The organism is Pectobacterium polonicum, from assembly GCF_005497185.1.
GTDB lineage: Bacteria > Pseudomonadota > Gammaproteobacteria > Enterobacterales > Enterobacteriaceae > Pectobacterium > Pectobacterium polonicum.
Genome location: NZ_RJTN01000003.1, coordinates 246,842 through 258,756, shown reverse-complemented (window position 1 = coordinate 258,756; position 11,915 = coordinate 246,842). Strand labels below are relative to the sequence as shown.

Below are 11,915 nucleotides of genomic sequence, written 5' to 3'. Positions count from 1 at the left end.
TGTCTTCCTCATTATTTTCAGAATAGGGTCTTGTGAATAGGACAAAGTGTAGAACACGGAGATAGGGCTGATAAGATGGACAATAAATAATGAAGTGTTCGACTGAGATGAACAATGATGTTTAAACAATTGCAGGATATGGCACTGTTTGCGCTGGTGGCTGAGTGTGGCAGCTTTACACAGGCGGCGCGTAAAGCCGGGCTAGCAAAATCCAGCCTGAGTCTGCGTATTAGCCAGCTCGAACAGCAGATCGGCCTGCGGTTGCTGAACCGAACGACGCGCCAGCTCAACCTGACGTTTGCAGGCGAGCGCTACCTGATTCACTGTCAGGAGATGCTGCAAGCCAGTGAGCGTGCCGATCTTGCCGTACAGCGCCTGCGTGATAACCCTAGTGGGCGCCTACGTATTACCAGCCCTGCGGGGTTAGGTTCCACACTGCTGGCGCGACTCACCGCCGAGTTTCAGCAGCGTTTTCCCGCGGTATCGCTGGATGTTCTGATTTCAGATGCAGTGATCGATCTGGTGCAGGAGGGCTTTGACGTCGCTTTTCGTACTGGCAAACCGCACGATTCATCACTCATTGGGCGTTCACTCGGGCAGATTCCGCGATATTTGCTGGCATCGCCTGACTATCTTGCACGGCATCCGGCATTGCTTCATCCGCAACAGCTCCAGCAACATCGCTGTATTGCGCATCATGCCTGGACAGAGTGGCTCCTTCACCGCGGTTCAGAACTTTATCGTTGGCTATTACCTGACGCACACATTACAGACAACCTGCTTTACGCCCGTGAGTGCGCGATTGCGGGGGCGGGGATTACGCTGTTGCCGGATTTTCTCTGCCAGGATAAAGCGGTGTCTGGAAAGTTGGTTAAGGTTCTACCGGATTGGCAGGCGGAAGCCAATGAGCTTTATCTGGTGTACCCCAGTCGCAAGCTGAACTCGCCCGCGCTAGCGTGTTTTATCGACTTTGTTTTGCAACATCGTGCGTTGGATGATTACTCAATCGCGTTGAAAACGTCGCCGTGATAGGCAGAGAAAACGGTTTTTGTTTCATTTTTATGGCTATGTTTCAATTTTTATTGAAACGTGATTTCTATCAACTTATTTTAGGTACGTTTTAGCGTGGAAGTGCCGATAACACAATGTGGTTCCTTTTTACTTTTTTATGAAAGGTATTTATTTCCTGCGTGGCGTTGTTGTCACGGTAATATCCGAGCTCTGTCGCAGCCATGATGGCAGAGATAATGTAGACCAGTGATGGTGAAAATGACAATGCAATCGATGTCTGTTCAAAAAGAGAAGTTGAGTTACATCAACAATATACGTCTCGTCTCGCTATTTATTACTCTTTTTTCAATTATCCTGATCCTTTTTGCGCTTTCTATTGGCACCGCGAGTTATTTCTTAAAGCAGAGCAATGATTCACTGGATAAGGCTAATGATCTGTCTGACATCCGTGCAGGTATCAGCAGCAGCCTCGATCAATTACGTGTTGCCAGATTGCTGCTCATTCAGGCGGGTGCGGCAAACCGTATTAGCGATCACGAGGTATTTAAAGCTGCTTCAGAGCAGGCTGCTGGTCGAGTCAGAGCTTCACAGAAACGTCTTGATGAATATCTTGCGCGTCCAGACAGACTGGAGAGTGAAAAGGCCCTGGATGAGGAGATCCTCAAGTCTTACGCCAACTACCGTGATAACGCGATTGCGGTGATGCAGAAAGCCACGAATGATGGTGAATTCGAAGATCTGGTGTCGTTGGAAAGCACGGTGGCACGCACATTAGATGAAGCGTTTAGCGTTCCGGTGCGTAAGAAAGTGACTGAACTTACGAAAGCCGCGCAAGATATCAATGATCGCGCAGCGGAGAACGCGAAACTGGGTAACTGGATGATGGCGGGCTCGTTTGCCTTATCCATCATTATGGCGATTATGGCGTACATCATGGTGCGCAATGTGATCCTCGCGCCTATCAACCGACTGGTTGAGCGTATCCAGAAGATTGCCGCGGGCGATCTGACGCAGCCGCCGATGGTGATGGGGCGCAATGAAATTGGCATTCTGGGAACGAATATCCAGAACATGCAGGCGGAGCTGACCGATACGGTCACGATCGTTCGTGAAGGTGCAGATTCGATCTATCAAGGATCGTCAGAGATTACGGCGGGTAACGTCGATCTCTCTTCGCGTACCGAGCAGCAGGCAGCCGCGCTCGAGGAAACCGCAGCGAGCATGGAACAGCTGACCGCAACGGTGAAACAAAACTCTGACAACGCTCACCATGCTAGCCAATTGGCGAAGAACGCGTCTGAAAAAGCAGAGAAAGGCGGACAGATTGTGCAAGGCGTGGTGGATACCATGCAGGATATTTCCACCAGTTCAAAACGCATTTCCGAGATCACTTCCGTTATTAACAGCATCGCCTTCCAGACCAATATTCTGGCGTTGAACGCCGCAGTAGAAGCGGCGCGGGCGGGTGAACAAGGGCGTGGCTTTGCCGTGGTAGCGGGTGAAGTTCGCAATCTGGCGCAGCGTAGTGCGCAGGCAGCGAAGGAAATCGAAACGCTGATTGGCGAATCTGGCAGGTTGGTCGATACCGGCTCTGGGCTGGTGGCGCAGGCGGGGACAACGATGGGTGAGATTGTCCGTGCGGTTGTCAGCGTCACTGACATCATGGGGGAAATTGCCTCCGCTTCTGATGAGCAGAGTCGTGGTATCGGGCAGGTGAGTCAGGCCGTGTCCGAAATGGATAGCGCGACGCAGCAGAATGCGGCGCTGGTGCAAGAAGCCTCGGCGGCAGCGGTTTCACTTGAAGAGCAGGCGGCGCGTTTGACGCAGGCTGTCGCGGTATTCAAGCTGGCTGGCGTGGTTCAGCAACGGAGATCGTCATTGCCGAAAGCCGCTGCGCAACCGCGTTTAGCGCCAGCAGTGGCCATCGCCAGTCCCGGCAGTAAAGGCAGCGATAATCAAAACTGGGAAACGTTCTGATCGCTTCCAGTAAATAACACACCATCAGAAAGAAAAGTGGCCCGCGATGCGGGCCACTTGTTTATGACGTCTGGTGATGGCTTATTTAGCAATCTTCTTGTACTTGATGCGGTGAGGTTCCAACGCTTCTGCACCCAGCGTACGCTTCTTGTATTCTTCGTATTCGGTAAAGTTACCTTCGAAGAATTCCACTTTACCTTCATCCTGATAATCCAGAATGTGCGTTGCGATACGGTCGAGGAACCAACGGTCATGCGAGATCACCATGGCGCAGCCAGGGAATTCCAGCAGGGCGTTTTCCAGCGCGCGCAGGGTTTCGATATCCAGGTCGTTGGTAGGTTCATCGAGCAGCAGCACGTTGCCGCCTACCTGTAGCAGCTTCGCCAGATGCAGACGACCGCGCTCACCGCCGGATAGCTCACCAACGCGTTTGCCCTGATCGACCCCTTTGAAGTTGAAACGGCCAACGTAAGCGCGGCTCGGCATTTCAGTGTTGCCGATACGCATGATGTCCTGCCCGCCGGATACTTCTTCCCAGACGGTTTTGCTGTTGTCCATCGCATCACGGAACTGGTCGACTGACGCCAGTTTGACGGTTTCACCCAGTTCAATCGCGCCACTATCTGGCTGTTCCTGACCGGACATCATGCGGAACAGCGTTGATTTACCCGCACCGTTCGGGCCGATAATGCCGACAATCGCGCCTTTCGGTACGGAGAAAGAAAGCCCGTCGATGAGTTGACGCTCGCCGTAAGACTTACTCAGGTTGGTGACTTCCACCACTTTATCGCCGAGGCGAGCACCAGGTGGAATAAACAGTTCGTTGGTTTCGTTACGTTTCTGGTATTCCGTGTTGTTCAGCTCTTCAAAGCGTGCCAGACGCGCCTTACCTTTCGACTGACGGCCTTTAGCGCCTTGACGCACCCACTCCAGCTCTTTCTCAATGGATTTACGGCGTGCCGCTTCCTGAGAGGCTTCCTGTGCCAGACGCTGATCTTTCTGCTCCAGCCACGAAGAGTAGTTACCTTCCCACGGAATACCTTCACCGCGGTCCAGCTCCAGAATCCAGCCTGCGACGTTATCGAGGAAGTAACGGTCGTGGGTAATCGCCACCACGGTGCCCTCGAAATCGTGTAGGAAGCGTTCCAGCCAGGCGACTGACTCAGCATCCAGGTGGTTGGTCGGTTCGTCGAGCAGCAGCATGTCTGGTTTTTCCAGCAGCAGACGACACAGCGCAACGCGGCGGCGTTCACCCCCGGACAGATTGGCGATTTTCGCATCCCACTCCGGCAGACGCAGGGCATCTGCCGCGCGTTCTAACTGGTTATTCAGGTTGTGACCGTCGTGCGCCTGAATGACTTCTTCCAACCGACCTTGCTCGGCGGCCAGTTTATCGAAGTCTGCATCTGGGTCCGCATACAGCGCGTAGACTTCATCAAGACGTTTCAGTGCGGTCACGACTTCAGACACTGCTTCTTCTACGGATTCACGTACGGTGTGTTCCGTGTTTAACTGCGGTTCCTGCGGCAAATAGCCGATTTTGATTCCTGGTTGTGGGCGAGCTTCACCCTCGATATCCGTATCAATGCCAGCCATAATACGCAACAGCGTTGATTTACCGGCTCCGTTCAGACCCAGTACGCCGATCTTGGCTCCGGGGAAAAAACTGAGGGAGATGTTTTTCAGAATGTGACGCTTCGGCGGAACGACCTTACCGACGCGATGCATGGTATAAACATATTGAGCCACGTTGCGACTTCGCCTCTCTCTTATCTCTATGATTTGTCACCTTAAGTGGGTGACGATGTGTAGCACTGTGCTACTGAATACGAATAGCGCCGCTGAGAAAACACCTCGGCAACGCTCGATTATCCTAACCGTTGAGTGTAGCGGGTTTCAGCCCGCGATCCCAGCTATCCGGCGATTTGCCATTGTCGATCTGAGACCTAGACCCGTCCGGTGAATTTCAGAATCGGTTTGCGGATCGGCATATCGTTGTCTGGCATGATGTGCCACACTGGATCTGCCCGATATATCCGTCATACTTCAAGTCGCTTGTGCGTTGGCTGCGCTTACTCACCCCAGTCACTTACCTGAGTAAGCTCCTGGGGATGAAATGAGAGACATCCTGTCTCTCACCGAAGGCCAGTCGTTGGCTGGTCAAATTCGTTCCCGACGAATTTGTCATGCGGTTGCCGCCTTAACGCCACTCGAATTATTTTGGGTATAGGATAGGGGGATCGATACGATGAAGGGTGCCGATAGCAAGTTCGATAACGGATGAGGTTAATGCAGGTGATAAAAGCAGGTCATTGGTGGTACGCCGTTGCGGCGATATGTCTGGCTGGAGCTTCCGGTCATGTGCTGGCGGATTCTCTGGACGAACAGCGTCAGCGTTATCAGCAGGTTAAGCAGGCATGGGACAGCAACCAAATGGACACGGTAGCGCAACTGATGCCGACGCTGCGCAGCTACCCGCTTTATCCTTATCTTGAATATCGCTCGCTTACGCAGGATCTGAGCCAGATCAGCGCAACGCAGGTGAGGCAGTTTATGGCAACGCACCCGACGCTGCCGCCTGCCCGTAATCTCACCACCAGCTTTGTGAATGAACTGGCACGCCGTCAGGACTGGATCGGGCTGCTGGCATTTAGCCCGCAGCCGCCGAAGCCGGTCAGCGCCCGCTGTAACTTTTATTACGCCCAATGGGCAACCGGCCAGCGTCAAGGCGTGTGGGAAGCCACGCGTGATATCTGGCTAACCGGGCGTTCGCTCCCTACCGTGTGCGATAAACTCTTCTCCGTCTGGCAGCAAGCGGGTGAACAAACGCCGCTGACGACGTTGGAACGTGCGCGTCTTGCCATGGATGAAGGCAGCGGTAGTCTGGTGAGCTATCTCATTAAGCAATTGCCCGACGATTATAAAACGATGGGCGATGCGCTGCTGAAACTCCAGAATGACCCAAATTCGCTGGAGAGCTTTGCTCGCACCGTCGGGCCAACGGATTTCACCCGTAAAGTCACGCTGTCGGCCTTTACGCGTACGGCGCGTCAGGATACGGACAATGCCCGTTCGATGCTGCCGATTATTGCCCGTTTGCAAAAGATGAGCGCCGCAGAACGTCAGGATATGGAAGAAACCATCGCCTGGCGTTTGATGGGTAATGATGCCACACCAGAGCAGGCGCAGTGGCGGGATAGCGTGGTGCGGCGCAGCACATCGACCACCTTGCTGGAACGTCGCGTGCGTATGGCGTTGGGTGCAGGCGATCGTCAGGGCTTGACGAGCTGGATGGCGCGTTTACCGGCGGAGGCGTTGCAGAAAGACGAATGGCGCTACTGGCGTGCCGTCGTGCTGTTGGATCAGGGCAAACGTCAGGAAGGCGAGACGTTATTACGCAGCCTGATGCAGGAGCGTGGGTTCTACCCAATGGCGGCGGCGCAGAAACTGAACGAGCGCTATCCTATTACCATCATGACGGCAGTGAAGCCGGACCCTTCTTTGTCCCAATTACCCGAAATCACCCGCGTGCGGGAATTGATGTTCTGGCAGATGGATAATCTGGCGCGTAGCGAGTGGGTCGGGCTGGTGGCGAACCGTAGTAAACCGCAGCAGGAAGCACTGGCTCGCTATGCGTTTGAACAGCGCTGGGCGGATTTAAGCGTACAGGCGACGATTGTTGCAAAATTATGGGATCACCTTGAAGAGCGCTTCCCGCTGGCCTGGAATGATGAATTCCGCCGTGAAACGCAGGGCAAAGGGATCAGCCAGAGCTATGCGATGGCGATCGCTCGTCAGGAGAGCGCTTGGAACCCGAAAGCACGTTCCCCGGTTGGTGCATCGGGCCTGATGCAGCTGATGCCCGCGACAGCGCAGCATACCGCTAAAATGAGCAATATCACGTTCTACACGAACAGCAGCCAACTGCTTGATCCTGAGACGAACATTCTGTTGGGAACGAGCTACCTGGAGTATGTGTACCAGACATTTGGCCGTAACCGCATTCTGTCTTCTGCGGCTTACAATGCTGGGCCGTCGCGCGTGAATACGTGGCTGAAGAACAGCGCGGGGCGTATCGACCCCGTTGCGTTTATCGAAAGCATCCCGTTCTCGGAAACACGCGGTTACGTGAAAAATGTGCTGGCCTATGACGTCTTCTATCGTTATTTCCTCAATCAGCCAGCCAATGTGCTGACCGATGGAGAATGGCAGCGGCGTTACTGAGACGCGGCGTTGCGATCGTTACCCGGAATTGTGTTATGCTGCCGTACTAGTTAAATAGTATGGCAGCCAATTATGACTCCGTTATCGCTAATCGACCCGGCACTTTCTGAACAAGACAATGAGCATTGGTTACGCTTTGTCGCGCTATTACAGCAGTCAATTGAGAAAGATCTCCAACTGCCGCTGCTGCAACTGCTGTTGACGCCAGATGAGCGTACAGCGTTGGGAACGCGGGTGCGAATTGTGCAAGAGTTAATGCGGGGTGAAATGAGCCAGCGTGAACTGAAAAGCGAGTTAGGAGCGGGAATTGCTACGATTACGCGCGGTTCAAATAGTCTGAAAGCCGCGCCCCCCGCGTTAAAAAGCTGGCTGGAAGCGCAGTTGCTGTCGGCAGATAAACCGTTGGGTGAAGACGCGTAACCGTTACGGTTTCGCTGCCTGAACGGGAATCTGATAGATTGGATTATGGAATGGCACCAGCGCCAGCAGCAGCGCTTGATGGTACACGCTAGTGCGTGACAATTTGCCGTCGGTGAAGACGCCGATGGCGCCGCCTTTATGTTTAATGTTCTGAACGCCCGTCAAACGTTCCATTTCATCACCTAATTCCCGCCCTTCACGGATACCATGTAATATACTTTCTGGAAGGACCAGGCTTGCAGAACGTGATTCGCCACGCAGGTGAGCATTTTCGATCACCATCCAGGCGAAAGTCATACTTTCTTCAATGCCTGCTTCTACACCGACCCAAAAATCGGCTTCTGGCCGTACCTGACGTGCCATCATAACGCGGTTTCTGGCGCCTGTACGGGTTTCAATAGAGCCGAGAGGCTGGCGTGGGACGCCGCTATCGACGTCAACGCCTTCGATGCGGCAATGTTCTGCACCAAAGACATCGGTGAATGCCAGACTAATAGCCTTAATTTTTGCCGGGTTGGTAGTTGCAGCGACAACGTGATACATAACAGTTTCGTACCTTTAGTTAATTTGACGCAGTATAACGGAAAATAACCATGTTACAGGTATATCTTGTTCGCCACGGCGAAACAGAATGGAATGTGGCTCGACGTATTCAGGGTCAATCGGACAGTGCACTGACGCCAAGAGGTGAGCAACAGGCACAACAGGTTGCTGAACGAATCAGAACGCTAGGGATTACGCATATTTTTACCAGCGATCTCGGAAGAACGCGTCAGACCACAGAAATCATCGCTAAATCTAGTGGTAATTGCCAGATAATCCTGGAGCCAGGGTTACGTGAATTGAACATGGGCGTATTAGAAGCTCGCGATCTGGATTCGCTGACCGCTGAGGAGGAAGGATGGCGTAAAGGGCTGGTGGATGGTACGCCCAATGGCCGCATCCCAGAAGGTGAATCGATGGTTGATGTGGCATTACGCATGCATGGCGTTCTGGAACGCTGCCTGGCGTTGCCAGCAGGAAGCCGCCCGTTATTGGTTAGCCACGGGATGGCGTTAGGGTGCCTGCTGAGTACGGTACTTGGGCTACCCGCGTCGGCTGAGCGCCGTCTGCGTCTGCGCAACTGTTCCTTGTCACGCATTGATTATCAGCAAAGCCCGTGGCTGGCACCGGGTTGGGTGGTAGAAACGGCCGGAGATATTTCTCACCTGGATATTCCGGCACTGGATGAGCTACAGCGCTGAGATGGGTTCTGCGTGCTGGATGGGAATGAGGTACTCGCAGCGGATGATAGCGGGCACCTCGTCACGTGCCGTGCCGTCTGGATGGAAACGTTCTGCATCGAACCCCTTGCGGCGCGTGAGTTGAAAGGTCGGCAGACAGGTGTCATACAGTGTGATAATAAAATCCTGTAGCCCATCTTTCGGCCCTTCAAATACAAACATCGCATAGTCGCCGCCTGGCAGCGTAATGGGGTCGCCCGTGTGAACATCGTCAGGCAGATATTGCGGCTCCAGTGCGGTGGTGTAAAGCACCTCGTGTTCGTCGTCTTTCTCTTTGCTTGGGCGCGAATGGTGCAGCCCGTAAAGCACTGGCGGGACAGAACAGGTTTCGCCTAAAAATTGACGCCAATAGTGAACACGAATTTCTGTGCGGAAATTACAGATCTGTTCAAGGCGACAGGTATAAGTTTGCGTGAGCCCAAGAAGTTGCGTTTCCGGGAGGGCGACAAATTGCGGCTGTGGTAGGGTAAATTCACCGAGCCGGATCGGCGGACGAATGCCAAAAGTATTCCAGTTATCGGAACGACGGTAAGACGCTGGCGTTTGGGCAAACTGCTTTTTGAACGCGCGAGTAAAAGTCTGTTGTGAATCAAAGCGGTATTGCAGGGCAATATCAAGGATAGGGCGGCTGGTCAGACAGAGTGCAACCGCCGCTTTGGTCAATCTACGCGCCCGGATATAGGAACCAATGGCATTACCTGTTACGTCTTTGAACATTCTTTGCAGATGCCACTTGGAATAACCTGCTTTCGCCGCCACATTATCGAGTGATAATGGTTGGTCGAGATGGCTTTCCAGCCAGTTAAGTAGGTCACGTATGATACCGGCTTGATCCATAATCTTCCTCATCAAACACATTGAGCGCGAGCGTATTGAGATCCCGCATCATAGCAATATTTTCACGTTGGTACTGCTGAAGATTTTTGAAAATATCCCGCAGGTAATTTGGATAAGGAGGATGATCATAGCGGTTTATTTTGTAAATCCTCTTTTTTATTGTGGTTATTAATCGTTTGTTATGAATTATCACAGAGTCTGAAATATGAACATAAAGCGAATTATGGGAGCGGGGCTGCTGGCGCTATCTGCCGTTAGCGTAGCCAATGCGGAAGAAGTGGGATCGGTCGATACGGTCTTTAAACTACTCGGGCCGGATCATAAGATCGTGGTGGAAGCGTTTGACGATCCTGATGTATCAAACGTGACCTGCTACATTAGCCGAGCCAAAACAGGCGGAATCAAGGGGGGGTTAGGGCTGGCAGAAGACACGTCGGATGCGGCAATTTCCTGCCAGCAGGTTGGGCCGATTGATCTGTCCGATAAAATCAAAAACGGCGGTAACCGTGGGTCCGTCGTATTCCAAAAACGAACGTCGTTGGTTTTCAAAAAATTGCAGGTTGTTCGGTTCTACGATCAAAAACGCAATTCTTTGATCTATCTTGCTTACTCTGATCGACTGGTTGATGGTTCGCCGAAAAATGCGTTGAGCGCGGTGCCGGTGATGCCGTGGGGAAAGAGTGAATAAGGTGTGGTAAAGAGGAAAAACAGCCGGAACAGAAGCCTGCTCCGGCTGAGTAGGATTAATTATCCAGATCGCCGCAGAAGCGGTAACCTTCGCCGTGGATCGTCGCGATGATTTCTGGCGTATCTGCGGTTGATTCAAAGTGCTTGCGGATGCGGCGGATGGTGACGTCAACGGTACGGTCATGCGGTTTAAGCTCGCGACCGGTCATTTTCTTCAGCAGTTCTGCGCGAGACTGAATCTTGCCTGGGTTTTCGCAGAAGTGCAGCATGGCGCGGAATTCACTGCGCGGCAGCTTGTATTGCTCGCCAGCCGGGCTGATCAGAGAACGGCTATTGATATCCAGTTCCCAGCCGTTGAAACGGTAGCTTTCCACCAGACGACGTTCTTCAGTGCCACCGCCCAAATTCATGGTACGTGACAGCAGGTTACGTGCGCGGATCGTCAATTCACGTGGGTTGAATGGTTTGGTGATGTAATCATCCGCACCGATTTCCAGACCGAGAATCTTATCGACTTCATTGTCACGACCGGTGAGGAACATCAGGGCAACGGTAGCTTGCTCACGCAGCTCACGTGCCAGCAATAGGCCGTTTTTCCCTGGCAGGTTGATGTCCATGATCACCAGATTGATGTCATTTTCGGACAAAATATGGTGCATTTCTGCGCCATCGGTGGCTTCGTGGACAACGTACCCTTCTGCCTCAAAAATACTTTTGAGGGTGTTACGGGTTACCAACTCGTCTTCAACAATAAGAATGTGCGGCGTCTGCATGTTTGCTACCTAAAATTGCCAACTTAAATTATAGAAATCGGAAGTACAGAAGTCGCTGTCATACCCTGCTGGCCCGCTGGCTACAACGCCAGTTATTCCGGGTATTTCCCTGGAGCTTATCGAGGTAAACTACGCTCTCGCTCAACATCAGACTCAAGTACGTAAATGCGTTACTGGTGTTCATTCTCTACCCGTTTAGAGGTACTGCTAGCGGGTGAGTGTGGCGCTAATTTAACTGCGCTCAAAGTGGCGCACAGTTTAACCTTATTAACAGCAACATAACAGTAAGCGCTGATTTTGCCTGCTGATAAATCTACGGTTCTGTTGACATATATCAAATTTCATTTTAGCACGTTAACTATTTTGTGATAAACACTTATAGGATTGCCCGTTTATGTCACAATTTAGCACTTTTTATGAACGATTTAGCATAGTAAATGCCAATAATCATAATTGACGCTACACAGTCGTTGGTGTTTTTATAACTTATTGAAATAAAATAATTTACCCTGTTTTTCTTAGGGTTTTTATTCCCGCCCATTTTTTGGACATCCCGATGCGTCTGCCACAGGCTGAGTTGATGCCAGAAACTCTGTTGGTTTATTGTTAATTTTCTACCTGTAGCGAGTGATAGATCGTTATCGAGGAGCGGTGATCAATCAATCGTTACCGATGATGCTATCGATTACAGGACCGTGTTATT

Annotated in this window: 10 protein-coding genes; 6 read left to right on the top strand and 4 right to left on the bottom strand. The window is 52.1% G+C overall.

Annotation, left to right across the window (positions count from 1 at the left end):
* The first annotated feature begins 117 nt into the window (after window positions 1–117).
* Window positions 118–1,029, top strand: coding sequence for a LysR family transcriptional regulator (locus tag EDI29_RS05780; RefSeq protein WP_137740181.1), 912 nt, complete (start codon window positions 118–120; stop codon window positions 1,027–1,029).
* 255 nt (window positions 1,030–1,284) lie between these two features.
* Window positions 1,285–2,988 carry a methyl-accepting chemotaxis protein gene (locus EDI29_RS05775; RefSeq protein WP_137740113.1) on the top strand — a complete coding sequence of 568 codons (1,704 nt, stop codon included), beginning with the start codon at window positions 1,285–1,287 and terminating at the stop codon, window positions 2,986–2,988.
* Window positions 2,989–3,069: 81 nt separating this feature from the next.
* On the opposite strand, the gene ettA is transcribed toward EDI29_RS05775, so the two are convergent.
* Entirely contained in the window at window positions 3,070–4,737 is a 1,668-nt protein-coding gene (gene ettA, locus EDI29_RS05770) for an energy-dependent translational throttle protein EttA (protein ID WP_107169220.1), read from the bottom strand.
* A 540-nt stretch (window positions 4,738–5,277) separates the two neighbouring features.
* On the opposite strand from ettA, the gene sltY reads away from it, so the two are divergent.
* Both sltY and trpR read left to right on the top strand, forming a co-directional pair.
* Window positions 5,278–7,212 carry a murein transglycosylase gene (gene sltY / locus EDI29_RS05765; RefSeq protein WP_137740112.1) on the top strand — a complete coding sequence of 645 codons (1,935 nt, stop codon included), beginning with the start codon at window positions 5,278–5,280 and terminating at the stop codon, window positions 7,210–7,212.
* Between the two features lie 72 nt (window positions 7,213–7,284).
* Window positions 7,285–7,632 (top strand): trp operon repressor, encoded by a 348-nt coding sequence (trpR, locus tag EDI29_RS05760; RefSeq protein ID WP_137740111.1) that lies wholly within the window; start codon window positions 7,285–7,287, stop codon window positions 7,630–7,632.
* A 3-nt stretch (window positions 7,633–7,635) separates the two neighbouring features.
* Here trpR and yjjX read toward each other — a convergent pair whose 3' ends face one another.
* Window positions 7,636–8,175, bottom strand: coding sequence for an inosine/xanthosine triphosphatase (yjjX, locus tag EDI29_RS05755; RefSeq protein WP_137740110.1), 540 nt, complete (start codon window positions 8,173–8,175; stop codon window positions 7,636–7,638).
* Between the two features lie 50 nt (window positions 8,176–8,225).
* Here yjjX and gpmB point away from each other — a divergent pair, with 50 nt between their 5' ends.
* On the top strand, window positions 8,226–8,876 hold the full coding sequence (gene gpmB / locus EDI29_RS05750) for a 2,3-diphosphoglycerate-dependent phosphoglycerate mutase GpmB (RefSeq protein ID WP_137740109.1): 651 nt from the start codon (window positions 8,226–8,228) through the stop codon (window positions 8,874–8,876).
* Here gpmB and robA read toward each other — a convergent pair.
* Window positions 8,865–9,752: an MDR efflux pump AcrAB transcriptional activator RobA gene (gene robA / locus EDI29_RS05745; protein WP_137740108.1), complete on the bottom strand. Its 888-nt coding sequence runs from the start codon at window positions 9,750–9,752 to the stop codon at window positions 8,865–8,867. The two genes, gpmB and robA, sit on opposite strands and share 12 nt — an antisense overlap.
* A 205-nt stretch (window positions 9,753–9,957) precedes the next feature.
* On the opposite strand from robA, the gene creA reads away from it, so the two are divergent.
* Complete coding sequence (creA, locus tag EDI29_RS05740; RefSeq protein ID WP_137740107.1) at window positions 9,958–10,440, top strand: protein CreA; 483 nt, start codon at window positions 9,958–9,960, stop codon at window positions 10,438–10,440.
* A gap of 55 nt (window positions 10,441–10,495) precedes the next feature.
* Here creA and arcA read toward each other — a convergent pair whose 3' ends face one another.
* Entirely contained in the window at window positions 10,496–11,212 is a 717-nt protein-coding gene (gene arcA, locus EDI29_RS05735) for a two-component system response regulator ArcA (protein ID WP_137740106.1), read from the bottom strand.
* Window positions 11,213–11,915 lie beyond the last annotated feature (703 nt).

Excerpts from the sequence above, each read along its gene's own strand:
- sltY (WP_137740112.1), top strand. The coding sequence starts at position 5,278 with ATGCAGGTGATAAAAGCAGGTCATTGGTGGTACGCCGTTGCGGCGATA.
- creA (WP_137740107.1), top strand. The coding sequence starts at position 9,958 with ATGAACATAAAGCGAATTATGGGAGCGGGGCTGCTGGCGCTATCTGCC.
- yjjX (WP_137740110.1), bottom strand. The coding sequence starts at position 8,175 with ATGTATCACGTTGTCGCTGCAACTACCAACCCGGCAAAAATTAAGGCT.
- robA (WP_137740108.1), bottom strand. The coding sequence starts at position 9,752 with ATGGATCAAGCCGGTATCATACGTGACCTACTTAACTGGCTGGAAAGC.
- EDI29_RS05775 (WP_137740113.1), top strand. The coding sequence starts at position 1,285 with ATGTCTGTTCAAAAAGAGAAGTTGAGTTACATCAACAATATACGTCTC.
- arcA (WP_137740106.1), bottom strand. The coding sequence starts at position 11,212 with ATGCAGACGCCGCACATTCTTATTGTTGAAGACGAGTTGGTAACCCGT.
- gpmB (WP_137740109.1), top strand. The coding sequence starts at position 8,226 with ATGTTACAGGTATATCTTGTTCGCCACGGCGAAACAGAATGGAATGTG.
- trpR (WP_137740111.1), top strand. The coding sequence starts at position 7,285 with ATGACTCCGTTATCGCTAATCGACCCGGCACTTTCTGAACAAGACAAT.
- EDI29_RS05780 (WP_137740181.1), top strand. The coding sequence starts at position 118 with ATGTTTAAACAATTGCAGGATATGGCACTGTTTGCGCTGGTGGCTGAG.